Annotated in this window: 14 protein-coding genes and 2 pseudogenes; 8 read left to right on the top strand and 8 right to left on the bottom strand. The window is 64.1% G+C overall.

All coding sequences use genetic code 11. The features are described from left to right. On the top strand, positions 1 to 309 hold a 309-nt coding region (locus IQ26_RS30755; RefSeq protein ID WP_208760248.1), incomplete at its 5' end, for a transposase. Positions 310 to 650: 341 nt separating this feature from the next. Here the strand turns inward: IQ26_RS30755 and ftsZ are convergent. Further along, positions 651 to 1658: a cell division protein FtsZ gene (gene ftsZ / locus IQ26_RS30750; protein ID WP_145722154.1), complete on the bottom strand. Its 1008-nt coding sequence runs from the start codon at positions 1656 to 1658 to the stop codon at positions 651 to 653. 317 nt (positions 1659 to 1975) lie between these two features. Here ftsZ and IQ26_RS30745 point away from each other — a divergent pair. Both IQ26_RS30745 and IQ26_RS30740 read left to right on the top strand, forming a co-directional pair. Then, a pseudogene (locus IQ26_RS30745) lies at positions 1976 to 2590 on the top strand (ABC transporter permease); the annotation flags it as partial. Between the two features lies 1 nt (position 2591). Continuing rightward, positions 2592 to 3676, top strand: a pseudogene (locus IQ26_RS30740) (ABC transporter permease). A gap of 32 nt (positions 3677 to 3708) precedes the next feature. Here IQ26_RS30740 and IQ26_RS30735 read toward each other — a convergent pair. After that, positions 3709 to 4494 (bottom strand): SDR family NAD(P)-dependent oxidoreductase, encoded by a 786-nt coding sequence (locus IQ26_RS30735; RefSeq protein ID WP_145722152.1) that lies wholly within the window; start codon positions 4492 to 4494, stop codon positions 3709 to 3711. A 98-nt stretch (positions 4495 to 4592) separates the two neighbouring features. On the opposite strand from IQ26_RS30735, the gene uxuA reads away from it, so the two are divergent. Then, a complete protein-coding gene (uxuA, locus tag IQ26_RS30730; protein ID WP_145722151.1) occupies positions 4593 to 5777 on the top strand; it encodes a mannonate dehydratase in 1185 nt (394 codons plus the stop codon). Positions 5778 to 5879: 102 nt separating this feature from the next. Here the strand turns inward: uxuA and IQ26_RS30725 are convergent, their stop codons facing one another. The 6 genes from IQ26_RS30725 to IQ26_RS30700 form a co-directional block, all read right to left on the bottom strand. Then, entirely contained in the window at positions 5880 to 6773 is an 894-nt protein-coding gene (locus IQ26_RS30725; RefSeq protein WP_145722150.1) for a sugar phosphate isomerase/epimerase family protein, read from the bottom strand. 67 nt (positions 6774 to 6840) lie between these two features. Beyond that, positions 6841 to 7779, bottom strand: a complete 939-nt coding sequence (locus IQ26_RS30720) for an ABC transporter substrate-binding protein (RefSeq protein ID WP_145722149.1) — start codon at positions 7777 to 7779, stop codon at positions 6841 to 6843. A 78-nt stretch (positions 7780 to 7857) separates the two neighbouring features. Next, on the bottom strand, positions 7858 to 8850 hold the full coding sequence (locus tag IQ26_RS30715; protein WP_145722148.1) for an ABC transporter permease subunit: 993 nt from the start codon (positions 8848 to 8850) through the stop codon (positions 7858 to 7860). Beyond that, complete coding sequence (locus IQ26_RS30710) at positions 8847 to 10391, bottom strand: sugar ABC transporter ATP-binding protein (protein ID WP_145722147.1); 1545 nt, start codon at positions 10389 to 10391, stop codon at positions 8847 to 8849. The genes IQ26_RS30715 and IQ26_RS30710 overlap by 4 nt, the downstream gene beginning before the upstream one ends. Then, positions 10388 to 11767 carry an acetate and sugar kinases/Hsc70/actin family protein gene (locus IQ26_RS30705; RefSeq protein WP_145722146.1) on the bottom strand — a complete coding sequence of 460 codons (1380 nt, stop codon included), beginning with the start codon at positions 11765 to 11767 and terminating at the stop codon, positions 10388 to 10390. Before IQ26_RS30705 ends, IQ26_RS30710 begins: the two co-directional genes overlap by 4 nt. Continuing rightward, positions 11764 to 12546 (bottom strand): DeoR/GlpR family DNA-binding transcription regulator, encoded by a 783-nt coding sequence (locus IQ26_RS30700; protein WP_145722145.1) that lies wholly within the window; start codon positions 12544 to 12546, stop codon positions 11764 to 11766. Before IQ26_RS30700 ends, IQ26_RS30705 begins: the two co-directional genes overlap by 4 nt. Before the next feature lie 200 nt (positions 12547 to 12746). Here IQ26_RS30700 and IQ26_RS30695 point away from each other — a divergent pair, with 200 nt between their 5' ends. From IQ26_RS30695 to ggt, 4 genes are all read left to right on the top strand, one after another. Next, positions 12747 to 13790, top strand: a complete 1044-nt coding sequence (locus IQ26_RS30695) for a class II aldolase/adducin family protein (RefSeq protein ID WP_145722144.1) — start codon at positions 12747 to 12749, stop codon at positions 13788 to 13790. A 1-nt stretch (position 13791) separates the two neighbouring features. Then, positions 13792 to 15093 (top strand): FGGY-family carbohydrate kinase, encoded by a 1302-nt coding sequence (locus IQ26_RS30690; RefSeq protein ID WP_145722143.1) that lies wholly within the window; start codon positions 13792 to 13794, stop codon positions 15091 to 15093. Next, the gene (locus IQ26_RS30685; protein WP_145722142.1) at positions 15090 to 15944 is read left to right on the top strand and encodes a TIGR01459 family HAD-type hydrolase; all 855 of its coding nucleotides are present in this window, start codon (positions 15090 to 15092) and stop codon (positions 15942 to 15944) included. Before IQ26_RS30690 ends, IQ26_RS30685 begins: the two co-directional genes overlap by 4 nt. A 127-nt stretch (positions 15945 to 16071) precedes the next feature. Further along, a complete protein-coding gene (ggt, locus tag IQ26_RS30680; protein ID WP_145722141.1) occupies positions 16072 to 17658 on the top strand; it encodes a gamma-glutamyltransferase in 1587 nt (528 codons plus the stop codon). Positions 17659 to 17722 lie beyond the last annotated feature (64 nt).

Raw genomic sequence — 17722 nt, 5'->3', positions numbered from 1 at the left:
GGCTATCGCGGCCACAACGCACCGCAGAGCCACAAGTTCAGGGTCTTCACCGCCGGCCAGAAGCGCCGCGTCACCCCAGCCATCAAGCGCCAGATGCGGCGGCGGTCGGCGGTCGAGCCCGTCATCGGCCACATCAAGAGCGAACACAGAATGGGCCGCAACTACCTCGCCGGCCGCCAGGGCGACGCCCTCAACGCCATCCTGGCCGCCGCCGGCTACAACTTCTCCCTCCTGCTCAGGTGGCTGAAGGATTTTTTGTCGCTCTTGATCGCCCTGCTTCAACTTCGGCCGAAGTCGGTCGCCGCTTAGGGCCCGGATTGTTCACGGTCGACTATCTTTAGTCGGCATCATAGGAACGATGGCCGCTGGGCTTTCCCAGCGGTGGGGACTATTCGCCTCGGCTGACCTTCATCAGGGAGCCGACGACTCCAACTAAACCTGCCGCCAGCAGGACATACTGAAGCGTGGCGAGCGCGGTGCTGGGAGCCTCATCGCTGGATAGGATCATGTATCCGATCGCCACGACAGCAACGGCGCTTATGGCCGCGGACTTACCTGCGCTTGTCATTGTGTGTTCCCCCCTTTATTTGGGGAACTACAGCGCCAACTGCTTTCAACTGTCAAGCAGGGCCACGGCTTACCGCTTGCGATCAATTCACACGGTTTTCCGACCCAGCCGTCAGCGGTATCTCAAGCCCCCGCCGCAATCCCGTCGCAACGACCGACACCCTGAACTTTCCGGCGAGCGCCTTGTCGAAAATGGCGCCGACGATGATGTCGGCGTCGGCGTCGACCTCCTCGCGGATGCGGGTGGCGGCTTCGTCGACCTCGAACAGCGTCATGTCCGTGCCTCCCGATATCGAGACGAGAACGCCCTTGGCGCCCATCATGGACGCTTCGTCGAGAAGCGGGTTTGCGATTGCCGCTTCGGCCGCCTTCCTGGCGCGGTCCTCCCCGGTGGCTTCGCCGGTCCCCATCATCGCGCGACCCATGTCGCGCATCACCGACTTCACATCGGCAAAGTCGAGATTGATCAGCCCTTCCTTGACGATGAGATCGGTGATGCAGCCGACGCCCGCATAAAGGACGCGGTCCGCCATCGCGAACGCGTCCGCGAACGTCGTCTTGGCATCGGCGATCCTGAAGAGGTTCTGGTTCGGGATGACGATGACGGTATCGGCGCTTTCGCGAAGCCGCTCGATGCCCTCATCGGCCGCATGCATTCGACGGTTCCCCTCGAAGACGAACGGCTTGGTGACGACGGCCACGGTCAGTATTCCCGCGTTCCGCGCGGCCTGCGCTATGATCGGCGCGGCACCCGTTCCAGTGCCGCCTCCCATGCCCGCGGTCACGAAACACATATGCGTTCCCGCGAGATGGTCCATGATTTCGTCGATCGATTCCACGGCCGCGGCATGGCCGACCTCGGGCAGCGATCCTGCACCCAGGCCTTCCGTGATGTGCGCTCCCAATTGGATCAGCCGCGTTGCCTTCGACATGGCGAGCGCCTGGGCATCGGTGTTGGCGACGATGAATTCCGTGCCCTGCAGGCCTTCGGCGATCATGTTGTTGACGGCATTGCCGCCACCGCCGCCAACGCCGATGACGGATATCTTGGGCCTCATCTCCGAGATTGCCGGCCTTGTTGCGGTGTTCATTTGCCGTTTCTCCCCTTGAATGCGCCAGCGCAGCGGTCGGTGGAAGGCTTGTTCCCCGCACACTGCAGGACCTTGGACAGTGAGCGAATCAGGACAGCCCAGCGTGACCAAGGGAATCAGACGGTTGACTCGGCTGCAAGTGCACTATGCGCACTCGCGCGTGTTATGCCGGCATTGATCCGCTGTGCACGCTGAAAACGCGGAGCATCGCCGACGAGGCCGATGCGCGCCGGCAAGACTTATGTCGACGCCTCACGACAGGAAGTCGCGCAGCCAACCGGATCAGGCTGTGTCGGCACGGGTCTTTCCACGATTGCAACCCCGATGTCCGGAGCCTCGATGCCATCGTGCCGGCGGTGATCCCGATGCTTCTCCTGCTGATACCGTCGATGCTCGCCGTGCTGAGCGTCGTGCGCGAAAAGGAACTCGGCTCGATCATCAATTTCTACGTCACGCCGGTCACCAGGTTCGAATTCCTGCTCGGCAAGCAGATTCCCTATGTCGTACTTGCGATGCTGAACTTCCTGCTGCTGACAGCCCTCGCCATCTTCGTTTTCGGCGTGCCGTTCACCGGCAGTTTTGCAACCTTCGCCGCTGCCGCCTTTCTCTATGTCATTGTCACGACGGGGATGGGGCTGCTGCTCTCGACCTTCATGAGCAGTCAGATCTCGGCGATCTTCGGAACCGCACCGATCACCATGATTCCGGCATCTCAGTATTCGGGCATGATCAATCCGGTCTCGTCGCTCGAGGGTGTGGGCGCCTTCATCGGCCAGATCTACCCGATGACCTATTTCGTCATCATCTCGCGCGGTACCTTCTCGAAGGCACTCGGCTTTGGCGATCTGTCAAGTGCATTCTTGCCGCTCCTCATCGCCATTCCCGTATTGCTGGGCCTCGGAATAGTTCTTCTCAGGAAGCAGGCTCGCTGAAATGCGCTTCGTCAATATTCTCCAGCTTGGTCTCAAGGAACTGCGCGGTCTTGCGCGCAATCCGATGCTGATCGTGCTGATCGCCTATGCCTTCACGTTGGCCATCTACACTCCAAGGCGATGCCCGAAACCCTCAACCGGGCTCCGATCGCGATTGTCGACGAAGACCAATCGCCGGTATCCTCGCGCATCGTAACCGCGTTCTACCCTCCCTATTCACGGCGCCGCAGCTCATCTCGCAGCCCGAAATGGACAGCCGCATGGATTCCGGCGTGGACACATTCGCACTCGACATCCCTCCGAACTTCCAGCGCGATCTTCTGGCCGGCAGATCGCCTACGATCCAGCATCAATGTCGATGCGACGCGCATGTCGCAGGCTTTCACCGGCGGGGGATATGTCCAGTCGATCGTATCGGGGGAAGTGAGCGAATTTCTCGATCGCTACCGCGCCGAGACGTCCCTACCGGTCGCTCTCGACTTGCGTGCGCGGTTCAATCCCGAACTCAACAAAGGCTGGTTCGGCGCAATCTCCGACATGATCGATTCGATCACGATGCTGTCGATCATCCTGACCGGCGCCGCACTCATCCGCGAGCGCGAGCATGGAACGATCGAGCACCTGCTGGTCATGCCCGCAACGCCGTTCGAAATCATGCTGAGCAAGGTCTGGTCGATGGGTCTCATCGTGCTGGTGGCTTCCGGGCTCTCGCTGGGCTTCGTCGTGCAAGGCATGCTCGCCGTGCCCACGAACGGATCCGCACTGCTGTTCATGACAGGAGCGGCGCTGGACATATTCCTCGCGACCATCGCGGGCTCGATGCCGCAATTCGGGCTGCTGCTGATGATGGTGCTTCTTCCGCTTCAGCTATTGTCCGGCGGCGTCACGCCGCGTGAGAGCATGCCCGAGATCATCCAGGCCATCATGTTCGTCGCACCAAACACGCACTTCGTCATGTTGGCCCAGGCCGTCCTGTTCCGCGGCGCGGGCCTCGACGTTGTCTGGCCGCAGCTTGCGGCGCTGCTGATTATCGGAACGGCGCTGTTTGGTCTTTCGCTTCGCCGCTTCCGTCAATTCCTGAAATAGACACGAGACCGCTCAAACGCGGCGCGCAGGCGCTACTTCACGCCGATACCGGCAGTCAGGCCGCCATCGATCTTGTAGTCCGCACCGGTGCAGAACCCGGCTTTCGACGAACACAGGAAGGCGATGAGGTCCGCCACTTCCTCCGGCTCGCCGATGCGCCCGATGGGGTGGGCTTCGCCGAAGCGCCGGTAGGCGGCCTCGACATCGGCATCGGTGCCATTCTCGCCGCGAGCCGCCTTTTCCAGGATCGGGGAGCGAATCGAGCCTGGGCTGACGGAATTGACGCGGATGCCGGAGCGCGCGTAGTCGAGCGCCAGAGAGCGCGTCAGCGTGTGGATAGCGCCCTTGGTCGTAGCATAGGCGACGACGTTCTGCTGGCAGGCAAAGCCCTGCACCGAAGCCACGTTGACGATGGCGCCGCCGCCCCGCCTGATCATTTCCGGGATGCCGAAATGCGCGGTCAGGTAAATTGAGCCGACATTGACGGACATCGCCTGGTTCCAGGTGTCGAAATCGGTGCTGGTCGCGGTTCCATACGGATGGATTGCCGCGGAATTGACGATGACATCGAGGCCGCCGAAGCGCTCGACACCGGCCGCGACCGCGTCGCGAACCTGATCCGGCACGGAGACGTCGACGGCCGTGACCAGCGCCTCGGCGCCGGAGCTTTCCAGTTCCGCTCTCATCGCCGCATTGGCCGCGCGGTCGATGCCGCAGGCGATGATCGCCGCGCCGCCTGCCGCGAGACGTCTGGCGGTTGCCAGCCCGATCCCGGTCGTCCCCGTCACCAGAGCGATCTTGCCGTCGAAATCCTTCATTGCGGAAACTCCCTCATTGGCCGTCGGCAGCCGGCTTTAGTTTGACTTCCATTGTGGCCCAACAATACGCTTCTGTTTTATCGCAAAGGGAAAGCTCAATGGAACAATGTTGGCGCTGGTATGGACCGGACGATCCGGTGACGCTCAATCATGTCAAGCAGGCAGGCGCGACGGGCGTGGTCACGGCCCTGCACGACATCTATGACGGGCGCGCCTGGCCGCTCGACAGCATATTGGAGCGCAAGCGGATCATCGAGGCCGAAGGGCTGACGTGGTCTGTCGTGGAGAGCATTCCCGTCCACAATTCGATCAAGATCGGCTCGGCGGAAAGGCAGCGTTACGCGGGCTGGTACAAGGATTCCATCCGCGCGCTGGCGAAGGCCGGCATAAAGACCATCTGCTACAACTTCATGCCTGTGGTCGACTGGACCCGCACCGATCTTGCCTATCTGCTTCCAACGACGGGCTACGCCCTGCGTTTCGATGCGATCGATTTTGCCGCATACGACCTCTTCGTCCTGAAGCGCAGGAATGCCGAGGCCAGCTACAGCGCGGCACGTATCGCGGAAGCGGAATTGCGTTTCAAGGCGCTGAGCGACGAGCGGATAGACAGGATTGAGCGCAACCTCATTGCTGGCCTGCCGGCGACCGAGCGCAGCTACAACCGCGAGACGATGAAGCAGGCGCTGGCCGACTACGACGCGATCGGGCCGGCGGAACTGCGGGAAAACCTTGCCTGGTTCCTGAAGGAAATCATTCCGGTCGCCGAAGAAGTCGGCGCGCGCATGTGCATCCATCCCGACGATCCTCCCTTTTCGCTCTACGGTTTGCCGCGCATAGTTTCGACCGCCGATGATGCACGCTTCATCCTCGACGCCGCCGACAGCCAGGCCAACGGGCTGACGCTGTGCACCGGTTCGTACGGCACCCGCGCTGACAACGATATCATCGCGATGGTCGAGGAATTCGGGCCGCGCATCCATTTCGTGCATCTGCGCAATGTGACGCGCGAAGAAGACGGCTCGTTCTTCGAAGCCGAACACCTGGAAGGCTCGACCGACATGGCGTCCGTCATACTGGCGCTGATGAAGGAAGAGGCGCGACGGCGGGGCGAAGGCCGCGCCGACTGGCGGATTCCCATGCGCCCCGACCATGGCCATCTGCTCGCCGACGATATCGGCAAGACCAGGATCAACCCCGGCTACTCGTTGATCGGCCGCCTGAAAGGCCTCGCGGAGCTGCGTGGCATCATGCGCGCCGTGGAGCGTTTTGGGCTGGCCTAGGGATCGCAAGCGGGAACGAAGACCCAGGATTTAGGTATGTAACCGGTACCCACTTTTGGGGTCTGATGCTTGGGCGCCACGCCCGGTCAGTGTCGGGTGGTGCTAAGGCTGGTGGCTTGATGAAACAAGCTCGGCCTTGCGCCGTGCCGTCTCCAGCCCGATGGCGATGAAGCGGCGCGCATGCCGGGCCAGCTCCATATTGTCGGTCCATAGATTGCGCCAGATGGCGGTCCTCTTCGACAGGTTCTCGTCGACGATCTCCGACGAGAAGGATTCGAAGCTGAGGTCGTCGCTGTAGCCGATTGCAGTCAGCGCATCGAAGATCGCGGCAAAGTCGATGTTGCCGGTGCCGAGGAAGCCGCGATGGCTCTCGCCGATATGGACATAGCCGATCTTGTCAGCCGCATGGCGGATAGCCAGTCCGACATCGGCCTCCTCGATGTTCATGTGGAAGGTGTCGAGATGCAGGAAGATGTTGTCGGAGCCGGTCTCCTCGATGAAGGCCAGGCCTTGCGCCGCGGTGTTGAGCAGATTGCTTTCGAAGCGATTGACGATTTCGAGGTTAAGCGTGACGCCGGCCGCCTTGGCCGTCTCCGCGACCTTGGCAAGCGTGCCTGCGCTGCGGTCCCATTGATCGCGCGTCGGCGCCTCGCTCTGCAATCCATGGCTGGTCGAGAGGATGCCGGCGACCTTCCGGCCGCCGAGATCGCGGGTGAGCGCGATCGTGTTGTTGAGGATTTCGACGCCGTGCGCGGCGATCGCCGTGTCGGCGCTTGAAATGTCGCCGTCGGCCGGCAGCCCGATGCTGATCGCCACGCCGAGATCGAGATCGGCGATGCGCTTGGCCAGCCCGCCAACATCGACATTGGCAGGGTCGAGATAGGAGAATTCGATCAGGTCGAAACCTGCCTCTTTGGTGTTGGCCAGCGTCCGTTCGAGGTCGCCTTGCGCCGAGCTCGCCGACCAGACGAAAGAATGGATTCCAATACGCGACATGATCGTCTCCGAAGCTCAAACAAAAGTGGTGCGGCCGGTCGTCCCGGCCGCACCTGCCTTGGGAGGCTTAGCGGGCCGCGGTCCAGCCCTTGTAATCCTTCAGGTTCTCGGCCGTAATCAGCTGCGGGTCGAGCAGCACCGTCGCCTCGGCCGGCTTCTTGCCGGCAAGCACTTCGGCTGCCATCTGCAGGGACCGGCCAGCCATCACATAGGGGTCCTGCGAGGCCGAGGCTTTGATCATCGATGTCCCGGACGAGAGTTCCTTCTCGATGTCGGGCGCGCCGTCGACTGCGGTGAAGATGAACTCAGAACGGTTGAGCTGCTTGGCCGCAAGCTGGGCGCCGATCGCCGTCGGATCGTTGATGGCGAACACCGCGTCGATCTTGTCGAAGCGGGTCAGCAGCGACTGGAACACCTTCAGGCCGCCGTCGCGTGAGCCTTCGGCATTCTGGTCGTCGGAAAGGATCTTGATGTCGGGGTGTTTTGCCAGGACGTCCTTGCAGCCCTTGACCCTCTCCAGGATCGATGACGACGCCGGGCCGTTCAGGATGACGTAGTCGCCCTTGCCACCGGTTTGGTCGACCAGATACTGGCAGGCCGCTTCGCCTGCCTTGACGTTGTTGGTCATCACGGTGACGTCGGCGCCCGGCGCCGAAACGTCGAACGCGGCAACCACGATGCCCGCCGCCTGCGCCTTCTTCACCGCCGGCGCGATCGCCTTGGCATCGACGGCATTGAGCATGATCACGTCGACGCCGGCCGCGATGAAGGAGTCGACCTGCGAGACCTGCTTGTTGAGGTCGTAGTCAGCCGACACCGACGTCACCTCGACATTCGGGTTGATCGTCTTGGCGGCGTCCTCGATGCCCTTGATGGTGGCGACGAAGAAGGGGTTGCCGAGCAGGCCGACCGAGATGCCGACCTTGTTCAGATCCTTGGCCGAAGCCGGTGCGATGGCGACAGCCGCGAGGGCAACGCCGCAGAGCAGTTTAGCGATGGTCTTCACTGTTTTCCTCCTGATGCCCCGCGCCTCTCACGGTGCGTTACATGAAACCGGGTCTTTGACGCCGGCGACTAAGGTCAATCACGTTCTTGCTCCTGCCTGGAGCCTGTAGCGGTCGAGGGCGACCGCCACGATGATGACCAATCCCTTGATGATGTACTGCCAGATGTCCGAAACACCGGCCAGGATGAGCCCGTTGGAGAGCACCGCGATGATCAGCCCGCCGATCAGCGTGCCCCAGATCGAGCCGACGCCGCCGACGAAGCTGGTACCGCCGAGAATGACCGCGGCAATGGCGTCGAGTTCGTAGGACTGCCCAAGCTGCAGCCCATTGGCCGCGTAGAGCCGGGCCGCCGACATGGCGCCGCCAAGGCCGGCCAGAAGGCCGGAAACGCCATAGACGAAGAGCAGCACCAGCGGCACCTTGATGCCGGTCAGTCGCGCCGCCTCGGCATTGCCGCCGACGGCATAGATCCAGGTGCCGAGGACGGTGCGCTTGAGCACCAGCCAGGACAGCACCACGACCGACAGAGCGATGATGACCAGCCAGGGAATGCCGAACAGCGAACCGTTGCCGATGAAGTCGAACGGCAGGTCCGAGTTGAACACCGTGGTGTCCTGGCCGAGCAGGCGGGCGACGCCGCGCACGGCTGTCAGCGAACCCAGCGTGACGATGAAGGGCGGCAGCTTGATGTAGGCGACGAGCAGCCCGTTGATGACGCCGAAGCCGAGGCCGACCAGAATGGCCGCCGGCACGCCGAGCATGCCCCACTCCGGCACCAGCGACACCATCACCGCCACCATCGCCGAGGCGGCAAGGATGGAGCCGACGGACAGGTCGATGCCGCCGGTCAGGATGACGAAGGTCATGCCGGCCGCAAGCACGATGTTGATCGACGACTGCTGCGTGACGATCAGAAGATTGGTCTCGGTGAGGAAGCGCGGGTTCATGAACTGGAAGCCGGCAGCCAAAAGGATCAGGACCGGCAGCATGCCAAGCGCGGCGAAGGCGGTGCGCAGCCGCCGGCTCCGGCCGACAGCCTGGTCGCTCATCTCGGTTGCCTTGTCGGTCATCCCTTGGCCGCTCCCGTTGCAAGTTCCATGATTGTTTCCTGGCTGAGCGGCTGACCTTCGGATGCCGTCACCTCGCCTGATATGGCGCCGTCGCGCATCACCAGGACGCGGTCGGCGACGCCGATCACCTCCGGCAGTTCGCTGGAGATCATCAGGATGGCGATGCCCTTCTTGGCGAGATCGTCGATCAGCCGGTAGATTTCCGATTTTGCCCCGACATCGACGCCGCGGGTCGGTTCGTCGAGGATGAGGACCCGCGGCTCGGTTTCGAGCAGGCGAGCGAGCAGCACCTTCTGCTGGTTGCCGCCCGACAGCGAGCCGGCATTGGCCTGCACCGACCTGGTGCGGATGGAGAGGTCGGAAACGGCCTTGGAAGCCCGCCTTTCGGCCGTGGCGAAGTCGCGCAAGCCGCCGGCCCGCGCGTCCCGTGCGAGCACGCCCATGCTGATATTGTCGGAAATCGACATGTCGAGGAACAGGCCGAGTTCCTTGCGGTCCTCGGTGAGGTAGGCGATACCGGCATCCAGCGCCTCGCGCGGCGAGCCGATGGTTATCGGCTCGCCGTCGAGTTCCAGCGTGCCTGATGTGTGCCTGTCGGCGCCGAAGATCAGCCGCGCGAGCTCGGTACGGCCCGAGCCGACCAGGCCCGCCAGCGCCAAGACTTCGCCCTTGTGCAGATCGAAGGAACAGTCCTTTAGAAGATTGCCGTCTGACATGCCGCGCACCGACAAGGCGATCGCGCGCTTGCTGTCCGGCGGGCGGTGATCCTTCTTGTAGAAGGCGGACAGATCACGGCCGACCATCATCGAGACGAGGCGCGAGGCGTTCAGGTCGCTGCGTTCGAGCGTGCCGACATAGCCGCTGTCGCGCAGCACGCTGACGCGATCGGCAAGCTGGTAGACCTCTTCCATGCGGTGGCTGATGTAGATGATGGCGATGCCTTGCGACTTCAGCGTCGCGATGACCTCGAACAGCCGGTCGGTCTCGCGCGAGGTCAGCGAGGTGGTCGGCTCGTCCATGACGATGATGCGCGCGCTGGTCGACAGCGCGCGAGCGATCTCGACCAGCTGGCGTTCGCCGAGCGACAGGCTGGAGACGGAGGCGCGCGCCGAGAAGGAGACGCCGAGCCGCGCGATGATCTCCTTGGCGCGCCGGTTGCACTGGTCGCGGTCGACGATGCCGAACCGTCTCGGTTCGTTGCCGAGGAAGATGTTCTGCGCAACCGTCAGGTTGGGCGCCAGCGACAGCTCCTGATAGATGACGGCAATGCCGTTGGCGCGCGCCTTGATCGGGTCGCCGGTCGCGGCCGGCATGCCGTCCATCAGGATCTCGCCGCCGGTATCAGGCCGATAGGCGCCGGACAGCACCTTCATCAGTGTCGACTTGCCGGCGCCGTTTTCACCCATCAGCGCGTGCAGTTCGCCGGCGTGGACGGTCAGCGATACATCCTGCAAGGCGCGGATCGGGCCGAACGTCTTGGAGATGTGGCGCATCTCCAGCACCGGCCGGCGTGCTGTCTCGATCCGGGCAGCAGCTGTCATCGTGCGCCTCCCGCTGCTGCACCAACGACGCCTCGGTCGGCGGCGAGGCCGCGCCAGCTGTCGCGATAGCCGGCAAGCCCGGCGAAGCTTGAAGCACGAACAGGCTCCGGCGCCTCGGCGGCAAATTCGCGTCCGACGCTCTCGAAGGCCAGAGCCGCCGCTCCTGTGGCGCTGCCCTCCAGCGTGGCGCCCTGCATGAAGGCCTGGCTGGGACGCAGCTGCGCCAGCAGGCTGGCGAGCAGGCCGCCACTGTTCAGCCCGCCATCGACGATTACGGTGTTGTTCGAATGGATCAGGTCGAGACACAGATCGACCATCAGCGCGACATAAAGCAGCGCCACAGCCGCGCGCTCCTTCGCGTTGGGTGCGCGCCCGACCAATTCGCCGGGATGGCCAGGCATCGGCCCGCCCGGCGCGAAGCTGGGCAGCGCCATGATGCCGACGTCGATCACCTGCTGCACCGAGGAGCGGGCGATTGCGTCCTGCCAGCCGGCGCTGATCGTCGCGAATTCACGGCCGCCCATGAAGCGGATAGTCGGCACCGGACCGCCATCGACATCGACATTGACCAGCATGTCGCGGTCGCGATCGAGGGCGTCGAGCGGACAGTCCGGATTGAGCACGACGACCCAAGTGCCGGTCGAGACGACCGTGACCGGACCAAGCTCCTGCCGGCGATAGGCATAGAGCGCGGCATTGCTGTCATGGACACCGTTGTGGATGGCGATCGGTCGCGTCGCCTCGCCGAAGCGCTGCTCGCCGATCACGGCGCCGGCACGCTCGCAGGAAGGCATCTGGCCGCGCCAGCCCTCGGCGTCGACCAGCGAACTGAAATCACGTTTGCGCGGCGCCCACAAATGCGAGTGACAGCCGAGATAGGATACTTCCGACACTGCCCGGCCGCCAAAGCGCCAGCTCCAGTATTGCGGATAGCCGAGGATCGACTTCGCCGCGGTGAAAGCACCGGGTTGCACCGCCTTCAGCCACAGCATGTGGCGACCATAGTTGAAGCCGAGCGGTAGACGCGGCGAGAAGGTTTCGGCAAAATCCGGAATGCGGCGATCGATCTGCGCGGCAATTACTGCCGGCGGTTCCTGCTCGTAGTCAAGGATTGGATGCGTGAGCGCCGCATCGTCGACCAAGGCGAAGGTGCAGCCATGGCCCGAAACCATCAGCGCCTCTATGCCATGAATGTCGACCGCTTCGCCGACGGCGCGAGCCGCCCAGTCGTGAAGCGCTGTCTCGTAGAGCACGCTGAAGCCGCCTTTGCGCGTCCAGTTCGGCTGGGTCCGGCGCTCATCGAGGATCCGCCCGTCCTGACCGAAGACGAAGAGCTTCGAGTTGGTCTTGCCGAAGTCGAGGACGGCTACCTTCACTGGAGGGCTCCTGAAGAGGAGGCGATCCGCACCGTGATACCGGCGTCTTCGAGCATGCGTGCGTCGGCGTCGGACAGGCCGTCGTCGGTGACCAGCGTGCCGATGCGAGACAGGGGCAGCGCGACATTGCGCGCGTGAATCGACAGTTTGCGGCTGTCGGCCAGCACCACGATCTGGTCGGCGCATAGGCTGAGTTCGACGATGGAGCGAACCAGCAGCGGATGCGATTCCAGCACGCCTTCCTGGCCGATGCCCTGCGCGCCAAGGAAGAACTTCGACGCGTAGAAGGGCACGGACTGGGTGAGCGAATGGATGATGCCAGGCTCGCGATGCAGTTCGCCGCCGGCAACGGTCAGGCTGCAATGGCCGTGGTCGCTCAAATAGGCCACGAGCGGCATCGAGTTGGTATAGAGCCGGATGTTGCGGTCGGCGAGCTTGGCGCCGAGATGGAAGCAGGTCGAACCGCCATGCACGATGACGGCGTCGCCATCGCGCACCATGGTCGCCGCGAGAGCGGCGATCTGCCGTTTGGCCTCGACTGCGAGATCGCGGTTCTCGTCATAGGGCCTGGCATAGGCGACACCCGCCTGCGAAGCGCCATCGAGCGCCGAGATGCCGCCATAGACCTTCCGCGCTTCGCCGGCCTCATCGATCTTGTCGATGTCGCGACGCACCGTTGCGGCCGACACGCCGAGCCGCTCCTGCAGCTCGCGCACCGAAGCGAAGGGGCGATCCCGCAACAACTCGACGATCTGACGCTGGCGGCCGGAGTCGCTCAACGGATACCCTCCCGAAATGCCATTTGCCACAGCAATTGGTGCAACTTACTCAACACGTATCGGATTGCAAGCTCGATTTGACGGGATAAGATCACTATTGACGTAACTTACTCGTATCTGCGATACCAGCGTCAACCATTAATCCCGGCAACGGGACATCCAAACCCGTGGCCACGCGGCCGGTTTGTGGAGGAATTTCGATGGCAACCTATGCGGATGCGCAGGAATTGGCTGCTTTGCGGTCGCTGTCGGCCAGCATCGGGCGCGACCCGCATTTGACCCAGGCCGCTGGCGGCAACACTTCGTTGAAGGCCGGCGACACGCTCTGGATCAAGGCTTCCGGTACCTGGTTGAAGGATGCACTCGCGCAGGACATCATGGTTCCCGTGGCGATCCCTCCACTGCTCAGGGCTGTCGAACAGCGCGACCCGGCCGCCGACCAGCCACAGGGCTTCGCCATCGAGGCGCTCAACACGAGCAGGCTGCGGCCCTCGATCGAGACCACGGTTCATGCCCTGATGCCGCAGCGCGTCGTTCTGCATGTCCATTGCGTCAACACTATTTCGCTTGCGGTACAGGCCGACTGCGAGGCTCAGGTCGCCAAGCGCCTGGATGGCCTCGAATGGGCGTATGTTCCTTATCGCCGGCCGGGCCTGCCGCTTGCCCAGGGCATTGCCGAGCGCCTACGGCCTGGCGTCGATGTCCTGATCCTCGCCAATCACGGCCTGGTCGTCGCAGCCGAGACCGTCGCCGGCGCCGAGGCGTTGCTGCGTCGCGTCAAAGGACTTCTGGCGCGGCCGCCGCGCAAGGTGGCGGAGCCCGACATTGTTGCATTGACGGCGCTCATCGGACCCACCGGTTACAGGTTGCCGGCGGATGTCGAGGCGCATGCGGCCGCGATCGATCCTGAAAGCTGCCGGATGGCGTCGGGTGGCAGCCTCTATCCAGATCACGTCATCTTTCTCGGCCAGAGTTCGGTCGTGGCGAGACCCGGAGAGGACGTGAAGCGCGTCACCGAACGGCACGGCACGGCACCCGTGGCAGTCCTGTTTCCCGGGCTTGGGGTGCTGATGCGCGGCGACGCCGGCGCCGGCGCCAACGCCCTGCAACGCTGCCTTGCCGACGTGACGGCGCGGGTCGACGTTGCGGCTAAGCTGAACTACCTCACCGCCGCCGAGAACGACGAACTGATCAACTGGGACGCCGAGCAGTATCGCCAGAAACTCAATGCAGCCGGCAGCTGACATGGCGCTTTCAACCGGCCCGCTTTCGATCGCCCCCCTTTCGATAGGCATCGACATCGGGACGTCAGGTGCGCGCGCCGTCGCCATGCGCCCGAACCTTTCGATTGCCGCGCGTTCCGCCGTTCCGCTCGACAGATTTGGCCAGAACGCCCGCGACCCCTCAGTGTGGTGGTCGGCGGTCGGCGCGTCGTTGACGGAACTGCTTTCAGGCATCGATCGCGCGGCGGTCCGGTCGATCGCCGTCGACGGCACTTCCGGCACACTGCTGCCGGTCGACGGCGCCGGGCGGCCGCTGGCCGAGCCGCTGATGTACAACGACAAGGTCGACGACGAGGCCATTCTGGCCGCGATCGCGCGCGAGGCGCCGGCAGCGAGCGCAGCGCTTGGGGCGACGTCCGGTCTCGCCAAGGCGCTGTTGTTCCAGCGCTTGCCCGGCGTCGCCGCGGTGCTGCACCAGGCCGACTGGATCGCGGGACAGTTCTCCGGCCGCTTTGATATCAGCGACGAGAACAATGCCCTGAAAACCGGCTACGACGTCGAGGCCCGCCGCTGGCCGGACTGGATCGCGGCGACCGGCATGCGCATGGAATTCCTGCCTGGTGCCATCGGGCCGGGCGATGTCGCCGGCACGCTCACCGCGAGCGCCGCGGACCTGTTCGGCCTGGCGCGCGACGTGGCCGTGGTCGCCGGGACGACGGATGGCTGCGCGTCGTTCCTGGCGACGGGTGCTACGGCAGTTGGCGACGGCGTGACCGCGCTGGGGTCCTCGCTGACCATCAAGATACTCTCCGACCGGCCGATCTCGGCGCCGCAGTTCGGCATCTATAGTCACCGGATGGGAAATGCCTATCTGGCGGGTGGCGCGTCGAATTCGGGCGGCAAGGTGCTGGCGCAGCATTTCCCTCTCGCGCGCATCATCGAGCTGAGTGCGGCGATCGACCCCATGACCGAAACCGGCCTCGACTACTATCCGCTTCCCGCCGTCGGCGAACGCTTCCCCGTGGCCGATCCCGCGCTGCCGCCACGTCTGACGCCGCGGCCGGCGGACGACGCCGACTATCTGAAAGCGATGCTGGAGGGCATTGCCGGGATCGAGGCGCTCGGCTATCGCCGGCTTGCCGAACTCGGCGCGCCTCGGCTGATGTCGGTCAGAAGTGTCGGCGGCGGTGCGGCAAATCCCGCCTGGACGGCGATCCGGCAGCGCAAGCTGGGCGTCGATTTTTTGCCGGCGCTTTCGGATGAGGCGGCCGCCGGCACGGCGCGGCTGGCGCTGATTGGCGCAATCGAAGCGGGGCTTTTGTGAGCACGAAAACAGTTGAACATCTCGACGGCATCGGAGCGCTGGTCGAGCGCTATCAGGTGTTCCTGCTCGATCAGTTCGGCGTGCTGCACGACGGCACAAGTCCTTATCCGGGTGCCGTGGAGGCATTGTCGGCGCTGAAGCACGCAGGCAAGACGGTCGTGCTGGTCTCGAACTCCGGCAGGCGGGCGCGGCCCAACGAGACCCGCTTGCTGAAGCTCGGCTTCGAACCGGGAAGCTGGGATCACTTTGTCTCTTCCGGCGAGATCGCGTGGCGGTCATTTCAAGAAATGGCGGTATCCGGAAAGCTGCGCCCAAACACAAAGTGCCTGCTGATCAGCCGTGAGGGCGATCGCTCGGCGATTGAAGACCTGCCTTTCGCGCTGACCGGCGAAGGCGACGATGCCGAGCTGGTGCTGATCGCCGCCAGCGAGGGCGACCGCTACGACATAGACCACTATCGCAGACTTTTTGCACCGGCTGCAATGCGGCAGGTGCCGTGCTTCTGCACCAACCCCGACAAGATCATGCTGACGGCGGTGGGGCCTCGCTTTGGCGCCGGCCGATTAGCGGATCTCTACGAGAGCCTCGGTGGCAGCGTCACCCGTATCGGCAAGCCCTACGCCCCGATCTTCGACGCCGCGCTGGCGCTGGCGGGCAATCCGGACCGCAGCAGCGTGGTCTGTGTCGGCGACAGTGTCGAGCACGATGTCGCCGGCGGAACTGGTGCCGGTGTGGCGACTGCGCTGGTCTTGTCCGGAATATTGGCGGACGCCCCTGATCTGGGCGGCCTTTTCGACAGTCTGGACGCCTATCCCGACTACACTACGGATCGGTTCAAATTCGCTGATTGAGGCCGGAAATTTTCCAGTATCTAGCGCCGCCGGGGTGATCGTGCTGTCGGTCATGCTGCCCGGTGGCACAGCTCTTTGGCCGCCGTCGCCAGTTCACATCTGATTCGTCAGAGGCTATTGATCCTGCATGCGTGATTTTCAATTCCCCGGACGGTCGCCGGTTCGTGCGACGGAAGCGATGGCCGCGACATCGCACCCGCTGGCGACGCTGGCGGCGGTCGAGATGCTGCGGTTCGGCGGCAATGCAATGGACGCGGCCGTATGCGCGGCCGCGGTGCAGGCGGTCGTCGAACCGCAATCGACCGGTATCGGCGGCGACTGCTTCGTCCTCTACTGTCCCAACGGCCAGGGCGAGGTCATCGCTTTCAACGGCTCGGGCCGCGCACCCGCCGCGGCGACCCCTGAATGGTATCTGGACAGGGGGCATGACGCGCTGCCCGAATCCGGGCCGCATGCGGTCACCGTGCCGGGCGCCATCGACGCCTGGTGCCGGCTGCTCGAGGATCACGGCAGAAAGGGCATCGACGCCGTGCTCGCGCCCGCCATTCGCTACGCTGAGCAAGGCTATGTCGTCCAGGACCGCGTGGCCTTCGACTGGGCCGAAAGCGCTACCTTGCTTGCCGCGGACGAACATGCCGCGCGGATCTTCCTGCCGGATGGTCGGGCACCGCGGGCCGGCGAACTGCACCGGCAGCCGCAACTGGCCGCCACATTGCGCATAGTCTCGCGCCAAGGCCGCGCCGGCTTCTACGAGGGCGAGGTCGCCGACGACATCGTATCGCGTCTGCGTGCGCTTGGCGGGCTGCATGCGCTCGAGGATTTTGCGGCCACCAAGGGCGACTATGTCAGGCCGGTCAGTACGTCCTACCGAGGCTACGACATCCATCAGATGCCGCCGAACAACCAGGGGCTGACGGCACTGATCATGCTGAATGTGCTGTCGGGCTTCTCGCTCGGCTCGCTGGAACCGAACGGCGCCGAGCGGCTTCACCTCGAGATCGAAGCGGGCCGGCTTGCCTATCAGGATCGCGACAATTTCATCGGCGACCTGGATGTCGTCCATGTTCCCGTGGAGCAGTTGTTGTCCACATCCCATGCGGACCGGCTTCGCGCCGAGATCGACCCGGGGCGCGCGATGACGCATCTGCCTCGCCTCGAGCTTCAGCCGAGCGACACCGTCTACATCTCCGTGGTCGACCGCGACCGCAATGCGGTCAGCTTCATCAACTCGACCTTTGGTTCGTTCGGCAGCGGCGTGGTCGGCCCTAGGACCGGGGTCGTCCTGCAGAACCGCGGCAGCAGCTTCCGCCTGGCGGCCGACCATCCAAACCGCATCGCACCGGGAAAACGCCCGATGCACACCATCATGCCGGGCATGATGACAGCCAACGGCCGGGCGGTCATGCCGTTCGGCGTGATGGGCGGCGGCTACCAGCCCTTCGGCCACGTCCACCTGCTCACCAACATGATCGATTTCGGCATGGACCCGCAGGAGGCGCTGGATGCGCCGAGGGTGTTTTACAGACAGGACATGGTGGAGGCCGAGCGTGGAATTCCGGCCGATGCGATAGCCGGCCTGCGCGAGCGAGGCCACCAGCTGTCCATCGCGGCCGAGCCGCATGGCGGCGGCCAGCTGGTGCTGATCGATTGGGACAAGGGTACGCTTACCGGCGCATCCGATCCGCGCAAGGATGGTTGCGCGCTGGGTTACTGACGATCGGCCGCGTCTGAGTCTTGCCACGAAGCAGACATCGATCGCTTGCGCAACGGTTTCAGCT

Source organism: Mesorhizobium tianshanense (genome assembly GCF_007830515.1).
GTDB lineage: Bacteria > Pseudomonadota > Alphaproteobacteria > Rhizobiales > Rhizobiaceae > Mesorhizobium > Mesorhizobium tianshanense.
The sequence above is the reverse complement of the archived record's forward strand: the minus strand, read 5'-3'. Positions and strand labels throughout refer to the sequence as shown.